This window comes from Variovorax sp. Varisp41, from assembly GCF_047325085.1.
Taxonomy (GTDB): domain Bacteria; phylum Pseudomonadota; class Gammaproteobacteria; order Burkholderiales; family Burkholderiaceae_C; genus Variovorax.
This window is the reverse complement of the sequence record NZ_CP168540.1, coordinates 4,944,741-4,963,586: the sequence shown is the minus strand read 5'-3', so window position 1 is coordinate 4,963,586 and position 18,846 is coordinate 4,944,741. Positions and strand designations below refer to the sequence as shown.

At 71.3% G+C, this 18,846-nt stretch carries 16 protein-coding genes; 12 read left to right on the top strand and 4 right to left on the bottom strand.

The annotated features are described in order from the left end of the window. Positions 1-64 precede the first annotated feature (64 nt). The 4 genes from ACEN9J_RS22960 to ACEN9J_RS22945 all read left to right on the top strand — a co-directional run bounded on the left by ACEN9J_RS22960 (position 65) and on the right by ACEN9J_RS22945 (position 4,444). Entirely contained in the window at positions 65-1,591 is a 1,527-nt protein-coding gene (locus ACEN9J_RS22960) for an FGGY family carbohydrate kinase (protein ID WP_413762146.1), read from the top strand. Then, positions 1,588-3,345, top strand: coding sequence for a glycerol-3-phosphate dehydrogenase/oxidase (locus ACEN9J_RS22955; protein WP_413762145.1), 1,758 nt, complete (start codon positions 1,588-1,590; stop codon positions 3,343-3,345). The genes ACEN9J_RS22960 and ACEN9J_RS22955 overlap by 4 nt, the downstream gene beginning before the upstream one ends. Beyond that, positions 3,342-4,097, top strand: coding sequence for a GntR family transcriptional regulator (locus ACEN9J_RS22950; protein ID WP_093354236.1), 756 nt, complete (start codon positions 3,342-3,344; stop codon positions 4,095-4,097). Before ACEN9J_RS22955 ends, ACEN9J_RS22950 begins: the two co-directional genes overlap by 4 nt. Before the next feature lie 89 nt (positions 4,098-4,186). After that, positions 4,187-4,444, top strand: coding sequence for an acyl-CoA-binding protein (locus ACEN9J_RS22945; RefSeq protein ID WP_057592544.1), 258 nt, complete (start codon positions 4,187-4,189; stop codon positions 4,442-4,444). 13 nt (positions 4,445-4,457) lie between these two features. Here the strand turns inward: ACEN9J_RS22945 and ACEN9J_RS22940 are convergent, their stop codons facing one another. Then, positions 4,458-5,708, bottom strand: a complete 1,251-nt coding sequence (locus ACEN9J_RS22940; RefSeq protein ID WP_413762144.1) for a CaiB/BaiF CoA transferase family protein — start codon at positions 5,706-5,708, stop codon at positions 4,458-4,460. 322 nt (positions 5,709-6,030) lie between these two features. Here ACEN9J_RS22940 and ACEN9J_RS22935 point away from each other — a divergent pair, with 322 nt between their 5' ends. The 7 genes from ACEN9J_RS22935 to ACEN9J_RS22905 all read left to right on the top strand — a co-directional run bounded on the left by ACEN9J_RS22935 (position 6,031) and on the right by ACEN9J_RS22905 (position 14,092). Beyond that, a complete protein-coding gene (locus tag ACEN9J_RS22935; protein ID WP_057592547.1) occupies positions 6,031-6,930 on the top strand; it encodes a helix-turn-helix domain-containing protein in 900 nt (299 codons plus the stop codon). A 112-nt stretch (positions 6,931-7,042) separates the two neighbouring features. After that, positions 7,043-7,963 carry an ABC transporter substrate-binding protein gene (locus ACEN9J_RS22930; RefSeq protein ID WP_057592548.1) on the top strand — a complete coding sequence of 307 codons (921 nt, stop codon included), beginning with the start codon at positions 7,043-7,045 and terminating at the stop codon, positions 7,961-7,963. A gap of 26 nt (positions 7,964-7,989) precedes the next feature. Continuing rightward, entirely contained in the window at positions 7,990-9,507 is a 1,518-nt protein-coding gene (locus ACEN9J_RS22925; RefSeq protein WP_413762143.1) for a sugar ABC transporter ATP-binding protein, read from the top strand. Continuing rightward, a complete protein-coding gene (locus ACEN9J_RS22920; protein ID WP_057592549.1) occupies positions 9,504-10,484 on the top strand; it encodes an ABC transporter permease in 981 nt (326 codons plus the stop codon). The genes ACEN9J_RS22925 and ACEN9J_RS22920 overlap by 4 nt, the downstream gene beginning before the upstream one ends. A gap of 50 nt (positions 10,485-10,534) precedes the next feature. Continuing rightward, positions 10,535-11,668, top strand: a complete 1,134-nt coding sequence (locus ACEN9J_RS22915) for an alcohol dehydrogenase catalytic domain-containing protein (protein ID WP_413762142.1) — start codon at positions 10,535-10,537, stop codon at positions 11,666-11,668. Continuing rightward, the gene (locus ACEN9J_RS22910) at positions 11,665-13,191 is read left to right on the top strand and encodes an FGGY-family carbohydrate kinase (protein ID WP_413762141.1); all 1,527 of its coding nucleotides are present in this window, start codon (positions 11,665-11,667) and stop codon (positions 13,189-13,191) included. Before ACEN9J_RS22915 ends, ACEN9J_RS22910 begins: the two co-directional genes overlap by 4 nt. A gap of 163 nt (positions 13,192-13,354) precedes the next feature. Continuing rightward, a complete protein-coding gene (locus ACEN9J_RS22905; RefSeq protein WP_413762140.1) occupies positions 13,355-14,092 on the top strand; it encodes an SDR family oxidoreductase in 738 nt (245 codons plus the stop codon). Positions 14,093-14,104: 12 nt separating this feature from the next. Here the strand turns inward: ACEN9J_RS22905 and ACEN9J_RS22900 are convergent, their stop codons facing one another. The 3 genes from ACEN9J_RS22900 to ACEN9J_RS22890 are packed head-to-tail and all read right to left on the bottom strand — an operon-like array spanning position 14,105 to position 17,623. After that, complete coding sequence (locus tag ACEN9J_RS22900; protein ID WP_057592553.1) at positions 14,105-14,419, bottom strand: polyhydroxyalkanoic acid system family protein; 315 nt, start codon at positions 14,417-14,419, stop codon at positions 14,105-14,107. Next, a complete protein-coding gene (locus ACEN9J_RS22895) occupies positions 14,412-15,542 on the bottom strand; it encodes an aminopeptidase (protein WP_261212319.1) in 1,131 nt (376 codons plus the stop codon). The genes ACEN9J_RS22900 and ACEN9J_RS22895 overlap by 8 nt, the downstream gene beginning before the upstream one ends. Further along, the gene (locus ACEN9J_RS22890) at positions 15,539-17,623 is read right to left on the bottom strand and encodes a molybdopterin-dependent oxidoreductase (protein ID WP_413762139.1); all 2,085 of its coding nucleotides are present in this window, start codon (positions 17,621-17,623) and stop codon (positions 15,539-15,541) included. The genes ACEN9J_RS22895 and ACEN9J_RS22890 overlap by 4 nt, the downstream gene beginning before the upstream one ends. Positions 17,624-17,704: 81 nt before the next feature. On the opposite strand from ACEN9J_RS22890, the gene ACEN9J_RS22885 reads away from it, so the two are divergent. After that, entirely contained in the window at positions 17,705-18,832 is a 1,128-nt protein-coding gene (locus tag ACEN9J_RS22885; RefSeq protein ID WP_413762138.1) for an ABC transporter substrate-binding protein, read from the top strand. The last annotated feature ends 14 nt before the right edge of the window (positions 18,833-18,846 follow it).

Sequence of the window (18,846 nt, the reverse complement as noted above, 5' to 3'; positions counted from 1 at the left end):
TTGCCCGGAATACTAGGGGAAACGCTACTGCGATCTGAAGCAAATTGCCCGAAGCTGTTATGACATGACAACGAACATCTACCTGGGTATAGACATGGGGTCGAGCAGCCTGAAGGCGCTCGCGCTCGATGCCGACAGCGGCCGCACGGTGGCGCTGGCGCGCGCCGCGCTGCCGCACGACCGGCGCCCCGGCGGCGGTTGCGAGGTGGCCGAGGCGGCGATCCATGCGGCGCTGGGCCGCGTGCTCGGCGCCATCGCGAGCCAGCTCGGCCCGCTGGCCGCCGCGGTGCGCGCCATCGGCTGCACCGGCCACGGCGCCGGCCTCTATGCGCTCGACGCGGCCGGCCGGCTGGTCGGCGGCAGCGCGGTCGCCTCCACCGACCAGCGCGCCACCGCGCGTGCGCTGAAGCTCGCACGCAGCCACGGCGCGGCGCTGTTCGACGACGTGGGCTGCGGGCCCTGGCCCGGACAGCCGACGCTGATCGCGGCCGAGCTGTTCGGCCACGACGCGGTGCAGCGCGGCGAGCTGCAGCGCCTGCTGTTCGCCAAGGACTACCTGGGCTTCCTGCTGACCGGCGAGGCCGCCACCGACCTCAGCGATGCGAGCACCGCCGGGCTGGTGTCGCTGGCCAGCGGCCGCTGGTCGCAGCAGGCCTTCGACGCCGCGGGCCTGTCGGACCTGTCGCCGCGCACGCTCGGGCGCATCGTGCCCAGCGGCGAGGTGTTCGGCCGGCTGCTGCCCGCGCAGGCCGCGGCCTGCGGCCTGCCCGCGGGCGTGCCGGTGGCCATGGGCGCGATCGACCTGCTGGCCTCGATGACCGCGATCCGCGCCGAGGCGCGCGGCCATGCGGTGGCGGTGTTCGGCACCTGGAGCGTGAACGCCGCGATCGGCCCGGCCACGCCCGCGGGCGCGCCCAAGCCGCCGGTGGCCGCGGTGGTGAACTTCGGGCCGGCCGAGCGCCGGCTCTACATGGAGAACAGCCCCTCGTCGATGGCCAACATCGCCTGGGCCGCCGAGGCGCTGGGCTTCGGCAGCGAGCAGGCCGTGATCGATGCCGCCATGGGCTCGCCGCTGGGCGCGCATGGCGTGCGCTTCCTGCCCTTCGTCAACGGCGGCAGCGCGCCGCCGGGCGCGAGCGCGGGCTTCGTCGGCCTGCGCAGCCACCATGGCCGCGCCGACATGGCGCGCGCGGTGGTCGACGCGGTGGTGGCGCTGCATGCGCGCCACCTGGGCCGGCTCGCGGCCCACGGCCTGCTGCCCGGGGCGCTCACCATGCTCGGCGGCGGCGCGCGCGACGCGCGGCTGGCGCGGCTGCTGGCCGGCTTCCTCGGCCGGCCGGTCGCGCGCTGCGGCGACGACGAGACCGGCGCGCGCGGCGCCGCACTCTATGCGGCCATCTCGCAGGGCCTCGACCTCGACGCGAGCGCCAACGCCCACCTGCTCGCGCCCTGCGAGACCCTCGCGCCCGAAGCGGGCGACATCCCGGCCTGCGCCGACTTCCTGGCCGGCTTCGATGCGCTGCTCGACAGCCTCGCACCGGCCTTCACCCTGACCACCGGCACCACCCGCATGCCGGACTCCGCACGATGAGCGCCTGGCAACTGCCCTTCACCCGTCCCGCCTCGCTCGCCGGACGCCATTTCTCCACCGTCATCGTCGGCGCCGGCATCAACGGCGTGGGCGTGTTCCGCGACCTCTCGCTGCAGCGCGTGGACTGCCTGATCGTCGACAAGGGCGACTTCGGCGCCGGCGCCAGCAGCGCGCCCTCGCGCATGATCCACGGCGGCCTGCGCTACCTCGAGAACGGCAGCTTCTCGCTGGTGGCCGAGGCCACGCGCGAGCGCAACCTGCTGCTGCGCAACGCGCCGCACCTGGTGAAGCCGCTGAAGACGGTGGTGCCGCTCGCGAGCCTGTTCGGCGGCATGCTCGGCAGCGCGCTGCGCTTCCTCGGCCGGCCGGCCTCGCCGCGCACGCGCGGCCTGCTGGCGGTGGCGCTGGGGCTGCGGCTGTACGACCTGCTGGGCCGGCGCCAGCGCGTGATGCCGGGCCACCGCATCGACCGCGTGCCGCCGCGCGACCGCCAGCTGTTCCGCGCGGCGATCCGCTGGACCGCGACCTTCTTCGACGCCTGGATCAGCCATCCCGAATGGCTGATCCTCGAGCTGATCGCCGACGCCTGCCGCGACCAGCCGCGCTCCACCGCCGTCAACCACTGCCGCGTGATGGGCTGCGCGGGCAACATCCTCACCCTGCGCGACGAGATCACGGGCGAGCTGGTGCGCGTGACGGCCGACACGGTGGTCAATGCCAGCGGCGCCTGGCTCGACCGCAGCACCGCGGTGCTCGGCGGCAGCGGGCCGCGCGTGATGGGCACCAAGGGCTCGCACCTGGTGCTCGACCACCCCGCGCTGCGCGACGCGCTCGACGGCCGCATGGCCTACTTCGAGGCGATGGACGGACGCGTGTGCATCGTCTATCCCTTCCTCGACCGCGTGCTGGTCGGCTCGACCGACATCCCGGTGGAAGACCCCGACCAGATCGCCACCGAGCCCGAGGAGGTCGACTACCTGCTCGAGGTGCTGCGCGAGGTGTTCCCCAACCTCGCCTTCGACCCGGCCGACGTGGTCTACACCTATGTCGGCGTGCGGCCGCTGGCGCGCTCCGATGCCGACAAGCCGGGCCAGATCTCGCGCGACCACTCGGTGGCCGTCGATCCGCCGAACGCCACGCGCGACATCCCGATCGTCTGCCTGGTGGGCGGCAAGTGGACCACCTTCCGCGCACTGGCCGAGGAGGCCACCGACGCGGTGCTGCGCCACCTCGGCCGCGCGCGCACCGCCTCCACCGACATGCTGCCGATCGGCGGCGGCGCCGAGTTCCCGGCCGACGCGGCCGCCACCGAGCGCCTGCTCGAGCGCCTGATGGCCACCGGCGCGAGCCGCCGCCGCGCCCAGGCGCTGTTCGCGCGCTACGGCGCCAAGGCGCTGCCGCTGGCGCAGCGGCTCGCGGCCTCGGGCGACCTGCCGCTGCGGCATGCGCCCGACTACTCGGTGGCCGAGCTCGGCTACCTGTGCCTCGAGACCGGCGTGATCCACCTGTCGGACCTGGTGGTGCGCCGCACCCTGCTGGCGATCCGCGGCCAGGTCACCGACGCCGCGCTGGCCGAGATCGCCGGCATCGCGGCCGAGGCCCTGGGCTGGGACGCGCAGCGCCAGCGCGAGGAGCTCCATGCCTGCGCCACCGCGCTGCGCGAACGCCACGGCGTGCGCCTGCAGACCGCCGCCCCGGCAGCGGACTCCCCTTTGGATGCATCATTGATGGCCTCGAAGCCCGTCCTCACGTGAACAGCCCGACCTTGACCGCGCCCGCCCTCGACCGGAATTCCGAATCGCCCCTGTGGGCCCAGTTTCGCGACGCCGTCCGCCTGCAGATCCTGCAGGGCGAACTGCCGATCGGCGCCAAGCTGCCGTCCGAGGCCGAACTCGGCGACCAGTACGGCATCTCGCGCATCGTGGTGCGCGAGGCGCTGGCCGACCTGGTGCGCAACGGCCTCATCTACAAGATCAAGGGCCGCGGCGCCTTCGTCGCGGCGCGCGAGCGCGACGAGGACTTCGTCTCCACCGTGCTGGGCTTCTCCGACGAGATGGAGCGCAAGGGCCGCTCGGTGCGCACCCAGATCCTGACCCAGGAGCTGCGCCTGCCCACCGCCCTCGAGGCCGGCGCGCTCGGCCTCACGGAAGACACGCAGGTGGTCGCGCTCAAGCGCCTGCGCAGCGTGGACGGCGAGCTGCGCCTCTTGGTCGAGACCGTGGTGCCGGCCGACATGGCGCCGGGCCTGCACCGCATCCGGCTGGAAGACCGCTCGCTCTACGACGTGCTGCGCCGCCAGTACGGCCTGCGCCTGGTGCGCGCCGAGCGCTGGATCGACGCCGTGCTGCCCGACGCCCAGACCTGCGAGCTGCTGAACCTGCCCGCGCCCGAGCCGCTGCTGCGCATCGAATCGATCGCCTACGGGCTCAACGGAAGGCCGCTCGAGCACTACCGCGCGCTGCACCGCTGCAAGTCGAGCCGGCTGCACGTGCAGACCACGACCTGAGGCCCTTCACGCGGCGCGGGCTCGAACGCGGGTGACTGTCGGGTCAGTAAGATGCCCGACTCCTTCCACCCACCTACGTATCCCCCGCCATGTCCGACCTCGACGAACGCTTCCAGACCGCCCAGGCCAATTCCAAGCTGCTGGCCGAGCGCCCCGACAACCCCACGCTGCTGAAGATCTACGGCCTGTTCAAGCAGGCGACCGAGGGCGACAACACGGCCAAGAAGCCCAGCTTCAGCGACATCGTCGCGCGCGCCAAGTGGGATGCCTGGACCTCGCGCAAGGGCCTGAGCGGCGACGAGGCCAAGGAACAGTACATCGCGCTGATCGAGTCGCTGCGCGGCTGAGCGCCGGCGTCCCTCACGCCCCGCCGATGATCCCGCGCTCGCGCAGCGCCGCGATCTGGCCGGCGGTCAATCCGATCTCCTCGAGCACCGCGTCGGTGTCCGCGCCCAGCGCGGGCGCGTTGAGCCGGTGCGCGGCCGGCGTGCGCGAGAGCTTGGGTACGAAGCCCGGCACCGACAGCTCGCTGCCGTCGTCCATGCGCAGCCGCTGCAGCATGCCGCGCGCCGCGTAGTGCGGGTCGGCCGCGATGTCGGCGATGGTGTAGATGCGCCCGGCCGGCACGTGCGCGGCATCGAGCGCGGCCAGCACCTCGTCGACGGTGCGGCTCGCGGCCCAGTCGCCGATGGCGGCGTCGAGCAGTTCCACCTGCGCGACGCGGCCGGTGTTGTTCGCCAGCGCGGGATCGGCCGCCAGATCGGGCCGGCCGATGCAGCCCATGAGCCGGCGAAAGATGCTGTCGCCATTGCCCGCGACGATCGCGTAGCCGCCGTCGGCGCAGCGGTAGGCATTGGTCGGCGCGATGCCCGGCAGCGCGCTGCCCGCGGCCTCGCGCACCGCGCCGAAGGCGCCGTACTCGGGCAGCAGGCTCTCCATGCAGTTGAAGACGGCCTCGTAGAGCGCCACGTCGACCACCTGGCCCAGGCCCTTCGGATGCTCGGCGCTCACGGTGGCGTGGCGATGCTGCAGCGCCATCAGCACGCCGACGACGCCATGCAGCGAGGCCAGCGTATCGCCGATCGACACACCCACGCGCACCGGCACGCGGCCCGGCTCGCCCGTGAGGTGGCGCAGCCCGCCCATGGCCTCGGCCACCACGCCGAAGCCGGGCCGGTCGCGGTAGGGACCGGTCTGTCCATAGCCGCTGATGCGCAGCATCACGAGCGCGGGATTGGCCGCCAGCAGCGCCTCGGGGCCCAGGCCCCAGCCCTCCATCGCGCCGGGGCGGAAGTTCTCGATCAGCACGTCGGCCTCGGCCGCGAGCTGGCGCACGATGGCCTGGGCCTCGGCCTCGCGCAAGTCCAGCGCCAGCGAGCGCTTGTTGCGCGACTGCACCTGCCACCAGACCGAGGTGCCGTCCTTCATCAGCCGCCAGCTGCGCAGCGGATCGCCCGCGCCGGGCGGCTCGATCTTGACCACCTCGGCGCCGAAGTCGGCCAGCGTGCGGGCCGCGAAGGGGCCGGCGATCAGCTGGCCGAGCTCGATGACCTTGAGGCCGGCGAGCGGGCCGGCGGCGGGAGCAGAGGAGGAAGCAGTGGATGTCGTCATGGCCTGCGAGTGTGCCGCGCGCCGCGCCGGGGCTTGCGGGGCGGGAAAACACCTATGAATTCTTGACGCCCGCACGGCCTCGAGACGCCCGGCTTTCCGCAGCGCAGCAATCCGGGCCGTCGCGGGCCGTTTCCCTCGGGGAGAAAGCTTCTTGCTGCGCCGCAGCGCGGATCGCGGTGCGCCCCGCGCGCCCGACACCGCGCATCAAAAAAGTATCGATTCGGGCCGCCATCTCTGGTTGTTGGCGTCGGGAGCGGTTCGTACAGTCCGCCCCACGCTGTCACGCACCCATCCGAACACTGCCCGAGGAACAACGAGCGCCATGCAACCCGATCTGGAAATCGTCGAAGTCCGCGGTGACGAATCCTTCGCCTGCTGGGCCCACGGCTACCCCTACCGCACCGTGCGCTGGCACTTCCATCCCGAGTACGAGATCCAGCTCATCGTCGAGACCCAGGGCGTGTACTTCGTGGGCGACCACGTCGGCCACTTCGAGCCCGGCAACCTCGTGATGATGGGCCCCGACCTGCCGCACAACTGGATCAGCGACGTGCCCGCGGGCCAGAGCGTGGAACGGCGCGGCATCGTGATCCAGTTCCCGGCCGGCCTGGTGCGCAACATGGCCGCGAGCTTCCCCGAGTTCGCGCGCATCGCGCCGCTGATCGCCGAGTCGGGCGCGGGCCTGCTGTTCTCGGCCGAGACGGCGGCCGCCGCCAAGCCGATCATGGAAGCGCTGCTCGAGGCGCGCGGGCTGCGCCGCGTGATCCTGCTGCTGTCGCTGCTCGAGCTGCTGGCCGCGAGCCAGGACCGCCAGCGGCTCGCGAGCCCGGCCTTCAAGCCCGATCCCAAGGCCTTCATGTCGCATGCCATCAACAACGTGCTGGCCCACATCGCGGCCAACCTCGGCGACGAGCTGCGCGAGCCGATGCTGGCCGAGCTGGTGGGCCAGAGCCCGAGCGCCTTCTCGCGCGCCTTCCGCAAGCACACGGGCCAGTCCTTCGTGCGCTACGTGAACCGGCTGCGCATCAGCCGCGCCTGCGAGCTGCTGACCAGCAGCGAGAAGCCGGTGCTCGACGTCTGCATGGACGTGGGCTTCAACAACGTGTCGAACTTCAACCGGCAGTTCCTGCTGCACAAGCGCATGCCGCCGACCAAGTTCCGCAACTTCCACCGCATGCAGGCGGCGCAGGCCGCGCACCTGCGCGGCGCCAGCCCGCCGTAGGCGGCCCGCCCCCCGTTTCCCGCATCGCCATCGGCGCGGGCCCGTTCGGGCACCGCGCGGGGCGAAGCCTTGCCCGCGTCCTTTCCACCGTCATCACCCAAGGAGACATGCCATGAAGAAGAACATCCTCGCCACCGCCACCCTCGCCGCGCTGCTGTGCGCCGCCTCCGCCGCGCAGGCCCAGGCGCCGAAGCAGCCGCTGCGCATCGGCATGAGCTTCCAGGAGCTCAACAACCCCTACTTCGTGACCATGAAGCAGGCGCTCGAGGAAGCGGCCGCGAGCATCGGCGCCAGCGTGGTCGCGACCGACGCGCGCCACGACGTGGCCAAGCAGATCGGCGACGTGGAGGACATGATCCAGAAGAAGGTCGACATCCTGCTCTTGAACCCGACCGACTCCACCGGCGTGCAGTCGGCGGTGCGCTCGGCCAAGAAGGCCGGGCTGGTGGTGGTGGCGGTCGATGCCAACGCACAGGGCCCGGTCGACTCCTTCGTCGGCTCGAAGAACACCGACGCGGGCCGGCTGGCCTGCGAGCACCTGGCCAAGGCCATCGGCGAGAAGGGCGACGTGGCGATCCTCGACGGCATCCCGGTGGTGCCGATCCTCGAGCGCGTGAAGGGCTGCCGCGAGGCGCTCGCCAAGTACCCGGGCATCAAGGTGGTGAGCACGCAGAACGGCAAGCAGGAACGCGCCACCGCGCTCACCGTGACCGAGAACATCCTGCAGGCCAACAAGGACCTGAAGGGCATGTTCAGCGTCAACGACGGCGGCGCGATGGGCGCGCTCGCGGCCATCGAGGCCAGCGGCAAGGACGTGAAGCTCACCAGCGTCGACGGCGCGCCCGAGGCCATCAAGGCGATGCAGAAGCCGGGCTCGAAGTTCATCGCCACCACCGCGCAATACCCGCGCGACCAGATCCGGCTGGCCATCGGCATCGCGCTCGCGAAGAAGTGGGGCGCCAACGTGCCGGCGGCGGTGCCGGTCGACGTGAAACTGATCGACGCCGAAGGCGCGAAGAGCTTCAGCTGGTAAGGCGCGGACGGACCCTGGCCGTGACCATGAACGACACCGCCGAGATGCTGCGGCTGGAGGGCGTCTCGAAGCGCTTTCCCGGCGTGCAGGCGCTCTCGGGCATCGACCTCTCGATCCGCAAGGGCGAGGTGCATGCGCTGCTCGGCGAGAACGGCGCGGGCAAGTCGACGCTGATGAAGATCCTCTGCGGCATCCACCAGGCCGACGAGGGCCGCATCTACATCGACGGCAGCGAGCGCCGCTTCGCGGGCTATGCCGACGCCATCGCGGCGGGCGTGGGGATCATCTTCCAGGAGTTCAGCCTGATCCCGCACCTGGACGCGGCCGAGAACATCTTCCTGGGCCGCTACCCCACGCGCCGCTTCGGCCTGATCGACCGGGCCGCGATGCGGCGCGCGGCGCGGCAGCTGTTCGACGAACTGGGCGTGCGCATCGACCTGCGCGTGCCGGTGTGCCGGCTCTCGGTGGCGCAGCAGCAGTTCGTGGAGATCGGCAAGGCGCTGTCGCTGAAGGCGCGCCTGCTGGTGCTCGACGAGCCGACCGCCACGCTCACGCCGAACGAGGCGGACCACCTGTTCCGCATCATGCGTTCGCTGCGCGAGCGCGGCGTGGCGATGATCTTCATCTCGCACCACCTCGACGAGATCTTCGAGGTCTGCGACCGCATCAGCGTGCTGCGCGACGGCGCCAACGCGGGCCATGCGGAGGTCGGCGCGACCGACATCGACGCGCTGGTCGAGATGATGGTGGGCCGGCGCATCGAGCAGAGCTTTCCGCCCAAGCCGCAACCGGCACCGCATGCGGCCGGCGCGCGCAAGCTGCTCGAGGTGCCCGAGATCCAGCTCGCGAAGGGCGGGCCGGTCAATGCCTTCGAACTGCATGCGGGCGAGATCCTCGGCTTCGCGGGCCTGGTCGGCTCGGGCCGCACCGAGCTCGCGCTCGGCATGATGGGCGCCGACCGCGCGCACCGCAAGACGGTGCTGCGCAACGGGGCGTCCGTGCAGCTCGACGATCCCACGCAGGCGCTGGCGCACGGCATCGGCCTCCTGCCCGAGAGCCGCAAGGTGCAGGGGCTGATCACCGACTTCACGATCCGCTTCAACATCACGCTCAACAACCTGGGCCGGCACCGCCGCGCGGGCCTGGTGCGCGAGGGCGCCGAGAAGCGCGAGGCGGCCGAGCTCGCGCGCCGCGTGGGCGTGAAGGCGCCGGACCTCGAGACCCGCGTGGCCACGCTCTCGGGCGGCAACCAGCAGAAGGTGGTGATCGCGCGCTGGCTCGGCCACGCCTGCGAGGTGCTGATCTTCGACGAGCCCACGCGCGGCATCGACGTCGGCGCCAAGGCCGAGATCTACGCCCTGATGCGCGAGCTCACGCGCCAGGGCAAGGCGGTGCTGATGATCTCGAGCGAGCTGCCCGAGATCGTCGGCATGTGCGACCGCGTCGCGGTGTTCTCGGGCGGGTCCATCGTGGCCACGCTCGAGGGCGACTCCATCCACTCCGGCGACATCATGCGCCACGCAACCACAGGGGGTTCGCCATGAACGCCACCGCCAGCCATCCCGCGCCGCCCGCTCCCGCCGGTGGATTCCTCACCGAGCTGCGCCGCTCCACGGCCTTCCTGCCGCTGGTCGGGCTGGTCGCGATCTCGGTCTTCATGATCGTCGCGACCGACAACTTCCTGTCCTGGGGCAACCTGCAGAACATCGCGCTGCAGTCCTCGATCAACGCCATCATCGCGGTCGGCATGACCGCGGCCATCCTCACCGGCGGCATCGATCTCTCGGTGGGCGCGGTGGTGGCGCTGTCGGGCACCTTGGCCTCGGGGCTGATGGTGCAGTTCGGGCTGCCGCCGCTGCTCGCGGTGCCGCTGGGCCTGGCCGTGGGCGCGGTCATCGGCCTGTTCAACGGCTACTGCGTGGCCTACCTGCGCATGCCGCCGATCATCGTGACCCTGGCCACCATGGGCATCGCGCGCGGCATCGCGCTGATCTACACCGGCGGCTACCCGATCGACGGCCTGCCCGAGTCCTTCGCCTTCCTCGGCGGCGGCACGCTGGCGGGCATCAAGGTGCCGATCCTGCTCATGCTCGCCACCTACCTCGCGGCCTACGTGCTGCTGAACATGGCGCCCTTCGGCCGCTACGTCTACGCCATCGGCGGCAACGAGGAAGCCACGCGGCTGTCGGGCGTGCGGGTGGCGCGCTACAAGCTGCTGGTGTATGCGCTCAGCGGCTTCACGGCAGCGGTCGCCGGCATCGTGCAGGCCTCGCGCGTGACCAGCGGCCAGCCCGGCGTGGGCGTGGGCTTCGAGCTCGACGCCATCGCCGCCGTGGTGATGGGCGGCACCTCGATCGCCGGCGGCCGCGGCGCGATCGTCGGCACCCTCGTCGGCGCGCTGCTGCTGGGCGTGCTCAACAACGGGCTCAACATGATCGGCGTGTCGCCGTACCTGCAACTGATCATCAAGGGCGGCATCGTGCTGCTCGCGATCTTCATCAGCCGGGAAGCAAAGCGCTAGCCCGCTCCCTCTTCTGCTTTGCTCCTTCCCCCTCTCCCCACAAGGAACCCATGTCTTATCAAAAGCTCCAGTCCGGCAGCACGGGCGCCATCGCCCGGCTCGCCATGCAGGCCGTCGTCTGCCACGGCCCCAAGGACTATCGCCTCGAGACCGTCGACGTACCCGCCATCGGCGCCAACGAACTGCTGATCTCGATCGCGGCCTGCGGCATCTGCGCCTCCGACTGCAAGTGCCACTCGGGCGCGAAGATGTTCTGGGGCGGCGACGGCCAGCCCTCGTGGGTCAAGGCGCCGGTGATCCCGGGCCATGAATTCTTCGGCTACGTCGAGGCGCTCGGCGAAGGCGCGGCCGAGCACTTCGGCGTGAGCAAGGGCGACCGCGTGATCGCCGAGCAGATCGTGCCCTGCGGCAAGTGCCGCTTCTGCACCTCGGGCAAGTACTGGATGTGCGAGGTGCACAACATCTTCGGCTTCCAGCGCATCGTGGCCGACGGCGGCATGGCCGACTACATGCGGCTGCCGCCGACCGCGCGCGTGCACAGGATCCCCGACGGCATCCCGCTCGAGGACGCGGCCATCATCGAGCCGCTGTCGTGCGCGATCCATACCGTGAACCGCGGCGACATCCAGCTCGACGACGTGGTGGTGATCGCGGGCGCCGGCCCGCTCGGCCTGATGATGACGCAGGTGGCGGCGCTCAAGACGCCCAGGCAGCTGATCGTGATCGACCTCGTGCCCGAACGCCTCGCGCTCGCGAAGCAGTACGGCGCCGACGTCGTGATCGATCCGAAGACCGAGAACGCCGATGCCATCGTCAAGGGCCTGACCGAGGGCTATGGCTGCGACGTCTACATCGAGACCACGGGCGCGCCGATCGGCGTGACGCAGGGCCTGGAGATGATCCGCAAGCTCGGCCGCTTCGTCGAGTTCAGCGTCTTCGGCGCGGAGACCAGCGCCGACTGGTCGATCATCGGCGACCGCAAGGAGCTCGACGTGCGCGGCGCCCACCTCGGGCCCTACTGCTACCCGATCGCCATCGACCTGCTGGCGCGCGGGCTCGTGACCTCGAAGGGCATCGTCACGCACGACTTCCCGCTGACCGAATGGGAACGCGCCTTCGCGCTCGCCAACTCGCTCGACTCGATCAAGGTGCTGCTCAAGCCGCAGCCGCGGACCGCCCCATGAAGTACGTGATCGGCGTCGACATCGGCACGCAGAGCACCAAGTGCCTGCTGGTCGGCATCGACGGACGCGTGCGCGCCCAGGCCGGCGTGGCCTACCAGCCCGAGACGCCGAAGCCGCTGTGGGCGCAGCAGGACTGCGCCGTGTGGTTCGACGCCGTGTGCGAGAGCGTGCGCGCCTGCGTCGCGAAGAGCGGCGTCGCGCCCGCCGACATCGCCGCGATGTGCGTGAGCAGCCTCTATGGCGGCGCCGGCATCCCGGTCGACGAGACCCTGCAGCCGCTGCATCCCTGCCTGATCTGGATGGACCGCCGCGCCACCGCGCAGGTCGATGCGGTGAACGCGACGGTCGACGTCCAGAAACTGCAGGCGATCACGGGCAACGGCGTGGACAGCTACTACGGCTACACCAAGATGCTGTGGATCCGCGAGCACCGGCCCGAGGTGTGGGCGAAGACGCGCTGGTTCCTGCCGCCCAACAGCTACGTCAACTGGCGGCTGACCGGCGAACTCGCGGTCGACCACAGCTCGGCCGGCAACATCGGCGGCGTCTACGACGCGGCGCGGCGCGGCTGGTCCCACGAGGCGCTCGGCATGCTGGGCATTCCGGCGCGCATGATGCCGCCGCGGCTGGTCGAATCGAGCGACGTGGTCGGCGGCCTGAAGGCCGAATGGGCCGCGCGGCTCGGCCTCGCCGAAGGCATGCCCCTGATGGGCGGCGGCGTGGATGCCGCGGTGGCCACCTTCTGCGCGGGCGTGACCGGCAGCGGCGACCATGTCGCGATGATCGGCACCAGCATGTGCTGGGGCTTCGTGAGCCCGAGCGTGGACGCGCGCCACCGGCTCATCGGCATGCCGCACGTGTACCGCGGCGCGGACCGCAGCTACGTGTTCGGCGGCGCCATCGCCGCGGGCGCGGCCGTCACCTGGTTCCGCGAGACCTTCTGCCAGGCCGAGCTGGCCGAGGCCGCGCGCACCGGCGAGGACGCGCATGCGCTGATCGAGCGCCAGGCCGTCGACGTGCCGCCCGGCGCGCAGGGCCTGGTGTTCCTGCCCTACCTGATGGGCGAGCGCAGCCCGATCTGGGATGCGCAGGCCAAGGGCGCCTTCATCGGCCTCTCGCTCGCGCACGGCCGCGCCCACCTCTACCGCGCCGTGCTCGAGGGCGTGAGCTTCGCGCTGCAGCACAACATCGAGGCCGGGCGCCAAAGCGGCCAGCCGCTGGACCCGCGCCTGATCGTGGTCGGCGGCGCGGCCCACTCCGACCTCTGGATGCAGATCGTGGCCGACATCACCGGCTACCCCGTGTTCACCATCGAGGAAGAGGTCGAGGCTGCCCTCGGCGCGGCAATGCTCGCGGCGCTGGGCGCGGGGCTGGTCGATGCGGCGACGGCCGAACGCGGCTGGGTCACGCTGGTGGAACGCGCAAGGCCCGAGCCCCAGGCGCAGGCCGTCTACCGCGAGCGCTTCGAGATCTACAAGTCCCTCTACCCCGCATTGCGCGATGCGATGCACCGGCTTCAATGAACGCACGACGACAGCACCAGCAGCACCACGACGACGCCTCCCGTGCACAGGGCAGCGGGTGCTTCCCGCAGCGAAATCAAGGAGGAGGCCGAAGGCCGGGGGACATTCGCGGAGGGAAGTACCCGCTGTCCTGTGCACGCCCCCCGAACAAAAGCCACCTGACATGACCCTCACCTTCGATTTCAGCAACCGCAAAGCCCTGGTCACCGGCGCCAGCAGCGGCATCGGCCACGCCGTGGCCACGCAGCTCGCGCGCTCGGGCGCCGCCGTGACGGCCGTGGGCCGCAACGCCGAGGCGCTTCAGAAACTGGCAGCGCAGACAGGCTGCACACCGCGAGTGCTCGACGTGGCCGCCCCCCAAGCCCTCGACCAGGCATTCGGCGAGCTCCCCGCCTTCGACCTCGTGGTGAACTGCGCCGGCATCGCGCTGCTCGAACCGGCGCTCGAACTGCAGGCCCACAGCTTCGATGCCGTCATGGCCGTCAATGCGCGTGCCGCCGCGCTGGTCGCCGCGCGCTGCGGCAAGGCGATGGCCGCGGCCGGCGTGCGCGGCAGCATCGTCAATGTCTCGAGCCAGGCCGCGCTGGTCGCGCTCGACGACCACCTCTGCTACTGCGCCTCGAAGGCCGCGCTCGATGCGATCACGCGCTCGCTGTGCCTCGAACTCGGGCCGCACGGCATCCGCGTCAACAGCGTCAATCCCACGGTCACGCTCACGCCCATGGCCGCGCAGGCCTGGGCCGATCCGGCCAAGAGCGCGGCCGCCATCGCGGGCATTCCGCTCGGGCGCTTCGCGCGCGTGGAGGAAGTGGTCGCACCGATCCTCTTCCTGCTGAGCGAGGGCGCGTCGATGATCAGTGGCGCATCGCTGCCCGTGGACGGCGGCTACACCATCGCCTGAAACGAAGGCGCTTCAGGCGAAGCGGTTGCCGCCCTCGGCCGGCCCCAGCAGCGCATCGAGGTTGCGGCTGATCTTCTGCTCGATCATTTCGCTGAAGCTGCTGAAGAGGAAGCCCAGCGTGGCATCGAAGGTGAGGGTCTGGGCCGTCACCTCGACCGTGCCGTCGATGCCGGCGCGCGTGAAGGTCGCCACGTCGCGCTCCTCGCCCTCGGTGTAGACGCAATCGAGCCCGAACTCCTGCTCGGCCTGCCGCACCCACTTGCGTGCCACCTGGCGTGCGCGGGCGATGCCCAGGGTGTGTTGGCGTTCGATATGGATGTCAGGCACCGTCGTGTTCTCCGTTGTTGTCGTGGCCGCGGCCGCGCCGCGTCTGCAGGATGCCGCTGGCCGTGGCGAGCGCCTGGCGGCGCTCCTCCATGGTCGGCAACCGGCCGATGCGGCGGACCTCAGTGTAAAAGCGCGGCCAGCTCCGGCCCTCGCGTTCGAACAGCGCCTCGAAACTCGGCACCAGGTCGTCGTAGGCGCCCTGCGCGCCGAAGGCCGCGTTGTTGGCGCGCGCCACCCAGCCGTCGTAGGCATGCTGGCGCGGGCCGGCCCAGCCCTCGCGCAGCGCCGCGTAGCGGGCGCGGAAGTCGTCCATCGCGGCCTGCTTCATCGCGGCCACGGCCTTCCAGTCCTGGGCCTTGGCCTCGGGCGATTCGTAGACCCGCGTGAGCGCGCGCCGGGTGTCGAGCGCGAGCGCGCGGAACTGCTGGCGCTGGGCATCGAACTGCGCGTACTCACGGCGCGCCGGCTCGCCGGCCTCGCGCTGCAGCCACAGCGCGCCGCCGATGCGCTCGACCGCCGTCGCATAGGACTCGTTGAACACCGTGTCGCCCGCCACGTAGAGCACCTGGTGCGCGAGCTCGTGGAACACCAGCCGCGCGAGCTCGCCCTCGGGGTAGCCGATGAAGGTCGACAGCAGCGGATCGCCGCCGGCCCAGTTCATCCAGCCCAGCGTGGAGTAGGCGGGCACCGGGTAGACCGAGACCTCGAGGTCCTGCCGCTTCTGCGCCTCGGCCTCGGCCTTGGCGGCCTCCTCGCTGTAGTAGCCGCGGTAGCCCACGCAGCCCGCCACGGGGAAGCACCAGCTCTTGAGCGTGAGCGAATACGGCGGCGCCGCCACCACGTTCCACACCGCGGCCGCGCGGTGCAGGTCGGCGTAGGCGGTGTAGCTGGGGTTGTCGGGCAGCCCCAGCTCGTCGCTCGCGAAGCGGCGGATGCGCTGCGTGAGCTCGAGCTTGGCCTTGAGCGCCGCGGGCACCGCCGGATCGGCCAGCCAGTCGGGCACCGGCTTGGCGGCGCGCATGATGCCGATGTGGCCGCTGGCCGACTGCCAGTAGTAGCGCAGGTCGGCGCAGCCGCCGAGCAGCAGCGCGCCGGCCAGCGCCACGATGGAGGCGGCCTTCACGCCGCCGCCGCCTGCGCGCCGGCCACGCGCTCGACCTCGACCAGGCAGTCGTAGAAGGTCGGGCCGCGGCCGATGTCGGTCAGGCGCTGGCTCGTGAGCTGGTTGACGTTGGTGCCGTCCATGCCGAGCTTGCGCCACCAGATGCCCATGCCGTTGACCACGCCGGGGCGCGCGCGACGCGAGACCTCGGCGCGGCAGCGGTGCTCGCCGCGGCCGTTGAACACGCGCACCAGCGCGCCGTCCTCGATGCCGCGCACGGCCGCGTCGTCGGCATGGATCTCGAGCAGCGGCTCGACCTCGATCGCGCGCAGGCTGGTCACGTTGACGAAGGTGGAATTGAGGAAGTTGCGCGCCGGCGGCGAGATCATCGCGAGCGGGAATTCGGTGGAGCTGCCCGCCGGCTCCCAGTTGGGCACATGGTCGGGCAGGCCGTCCATGCCCATGGCCGCCAGGCGCGCGCTGTGGAACTCGCAACGGCCCGAGGGCGTGGGGAAGCGGCCTTCGGCGAACGGCGCCTCGGCCAGCTTCACGCTGGTGAAGCCCTGGGCGAGCAGTTGCGCGAAGTCGATGCTCCCCTCGGCGAAGGCGGTGCGGCACAGCGACTCGTCGCTCTCGGCGAAGCAGGGCTCGTCGAAGCCCAGGCGGCGCGCCAGCTCGCGGAACACCCAGGCATTGCTGCGCGCCTCGCCGCGCGGCGCCACGGCCGGGCGATTCAGCAGCACGTCGGTGTGGCCGTAGCTGCAGTGGATGTCCCAGTGCTCGAGCTGCGTGGTGGCCGGCAGCAGGTAGTCGGCGTAGTCGGCGGTGTCGGTGCGGAACTGCTCGAGCACCACGGTGAACAGGTCCTCGCGCGCGAAGCCCGCCGCCACCTTGGCCGATTCGGGCGCCACCGCCACCGGGTTGCTGTTGTAGACCACGATCGCCTGGACCGGCTTCGCGGTGTCGAGCAGCGCGTCGCCGATGGTGCTCATGTTGATGGTGCGCGGCCGGCGGCCGGCCAGCAGGTCGGGCCGCTGCAGCGCGGCGCGGTCGACCGGGTAATGGCCCGAGCTGCTCAGCAGCAGCCCGCCCGCGCGGTCGCGCCAGGCGCCCACCAGCGCCGGCAGGCAGGCGACCGCGCGCGCCGCGTTGCCGCCGCCGCGCACGCGCTGCATGCCGTAGTTCAGGCGGATCGCGGCCGGCTTCGTGGTGCCATAGGCCCGGGCCAGCGCCACGATCTGTTCCTCGGGCACGCCGCACACGCGTGCCGCGCGCGCGGGCGGCCATTGCAGCGCGCGTTCGCGCAACTGCTCCCAGCCCAGCGTGTGGTTCGCGATGTAGTCGTGGTCGAGCCAGTCGTGCACGATCAGCTCGTGCATCAGCGCCAATGCCAGCGCGGCATCGGTGCCCGGCAGCAGCGCGATGTGCTCGTCGCACTTGTCGGCGGTCTCGGTGCGCCGCGGGTCGATGCACACCAGCCGCGCACCGGCGCGCCGGGCCGCCTGGGCATGGCGCCAGAAGTGCAGGTTGCTCGCGATCGAGTTGCTGCCCCAGATCAGGATCAGCTTCGCCTCGGCGAAGAACTCGATGCGCATGCCGACCTTGCCGCCCAGCGTGTGGACCATGGCCTCGCCGCCGGCCATCGAGCAGATGGTGCGGTCGAGCAGGCTGGCGCCGAGCTTGTGGAAGAAGCGCCGGTCCATCGATTCGCCCTGCACCAGGCCCATCGTTCCCGCATAGCTGTAGGGGAGAATGCTCTCGGGATCGGCCCGCAATGACCGAAGATGCGCGGCGATGCCGTCGAGCGCGGCCTCCCAGCTCACCGGCTCGAAGCGGCCGCTGCCCTTGGGGCCGACCCGCTTGAGCGGCTGGACCAGCCGTTCGGCATGGTCGTTGCGTTCGATGTAGCGGGACACCTTGGTGCACAGCACGCCGCCCGTGTGCGAATGGGCCGGATTTCCCTGCAGCTTGACCGCCACCCCGTCCTTGACGGTGGTGACGAGCGCGCAGGTGTCCGGGCAGTCGTGGGGGCAGGCGCCGAGCACCGTGGCGGCAGTGGCGGGCGAGGAGTCGTGGGGGGTGTCGTTCGAGGCGTGGGCCATCGGGCGAGTCTAAAGTTTTTAAGGTTTTCGGGGCATGCACGGGGTCCGTCGCATGACGCATGACAGGAGGGGGTTTTCGCCATGATCAATCGCAGGCATTTCTCGCTGGCGGCCGGTGCCGCCACGCTCGGCGGTTTCGCCGCCGTCGCCCGGGCCCAGGGCGACGGCCCGATCGTGCTCGGCCAGTCGGCGCCGTTCACCGGCCCGGCGGCGCAGCTGGGCATCCAGTTCCACCAGGGCGCCAAGGTGTTCCTCGACGCCTACAACGCCCAGTCCGGCCGCCGCGCGGTGCAGATCAAGACGCTCGACGACGGCTACGAGCCAGAGCGCTGCGCCGCCAACACGCAGAAGCTGATCGACGAGGACGTGTTCGCGCTGTTCGGCTACATCGGCACGCCCACCAGCCTGGCGGCGCTGCCGCTGGCGGTGAAGGACAAGGTGCCGTTCGTGGCGCCCTTCACCGGCGCGATGGCGCTGCGCGAGCCCTTCCACAAGAACGTGTTCCACCTGCGCGCCTCGTACAACGACGAGACCGCGCTGATGGTCAGGCAGCTCACCCACCTGGGCCTGAAGAAGATCGCGGTGTTCCACCAGAACGACGCCTACGGCAAGGCCGGGCTCGACGGCGTGACGCTGGCGCTCGCCGAGCAGCAGCTCAAGCCGATCGCGCAGGCCACGGTGGAGCGCAACTCGGCCGAGGTGGCGCCGGCCGTGAAGACGCTGCTGGCGGCGCGGCCCGACGCGGTGGTTCAGGTCGGCGCCTACAAGGCCTGCGCGGCCTTCATCCGCGAGGCGCGCAAGGCCGGCTTCGGCGGCACCTTCTTCAACCTCTCGTTCGTCGGCACCCAGGCGCTGTCGGACGAGCTCGGCAAGGAGGCCGCGGGCGTGCTCGTGACCCAGGTCGTGCCCTCGCCCTACAGCCAGGCCAACGCGATCGCGCGCGAGTTCACCGAGGCGGTGCGCAAGGCCGGCAACGGCGCCAGCGCCAATTTCTCGAGCCTCGAGGGCTATCTCGCGGCCAAGGTGCTGGTCGAGGGCCTGCGCAAGGCGCCGGGCAAGCTGTCGCGCGAGGGGCTGATCACCGGCCTCGAGAGCATCGACCGGCTGCAGCTCGGCGGCTTCGAGGTCTCGTTCTCGGCGAAGAACCACGTGGGCTCGAAGTTCGTCGAGCTCTCGATGCTCACGGGCGACGGCAAGGTGCGGACCTGAAGCGGTCCGCCCGC

Coding starts and splice junctions, on each gene's coding strand:
- ACEN9J_RS22910 (WP_413762141.1), top strand. CDS start 11,665: ATGAAGTACGTGATCGGCGTCGACATCGGCACGCAGAGCACCAAGTGC.
- ACEN9J_RS22885 (WP_413762138.1), top strand. CDS start 17,705: ATGATCAATCGCAGGCATTTCTCGCTGGCGGCCGGTGCCGCCACGCTC.
- ACEN9J_RS22945 (WP_057592544.1), top strand. CDS start 4,187: ATGTCCGACCTCGACGAACGCTTCCAGACCGCCCAGGCCAATTCCAAG.
- ACEN9J_RS22960 (WP_413762146.1), top strand. CDS start 65: ATGACAACGAACATCTACCTGGGTATAGACATGGGGTCGAGCAGCCTG.
- ACEN9J_RS22955 (WP_413762145.1), top strand. CDS start 1,588: ATGAGCGCCTGGCAACTGCCCTTCACCCGTCCCGCCTCGCTCGCCGGA.
- ACEN9J_RS22915 (WP_413762142.1), top strand. CDS start 10,535: ATGTCTTATCAAAAGCTCCAGTCCGGCAGCACGGGCGCCATCGCCCGG.
- ACEN9J_RS22905 (WP_413762140.1), top strand. CDS start 13,355: ATGACCCTCACCTTCGATTTCAGCAACCGCAAAGCCCTGGTCACCGGC.
- ACEN9J_RS22940 (WP_413762144.1), bottom strand. CDS start 5,708: ATGACGACATCCACTGCTTCCTCCTCTGCTCCCGCCGCCGGCCCGCTC.
- ACEN9J_RS22930 (WP_057592548.1), top strand. CDS start 7,043: ATGAAGAAGAACATCCTCGCCACCGCCACCCTCGCCGCGCTGCTGTGC.
- ACEN9J_RS22890 (WP_413762139.1), bottom strand. CDS start 17,623: ATGGCCCACGCCTCGAACGACACCCCCCACGACTCCTCGCCCGCCACT.
- ACEN9J_RS22935 (WP_057592547.1), top strand. CDS start 6,031: ATGCAACCCGATCTGGAAATCGTCGAAGTCCGCGGTGACGAATCCTTC.
- ACEN9J_RS22920 (WP_057592549.1), top strand. CDS start 9,504: ATGAACGCCACCGCCAGCCATCCCGCGCCGCCCGCTCCCGCCGGTGGA.
- ACEN9J_RS22925 (WP_413762143.1), top strand. CDS start 7,990: ATGAACGACACCGCCGAGATGCTGCGGCTGGAGGGCGTCTCGAAGCGC.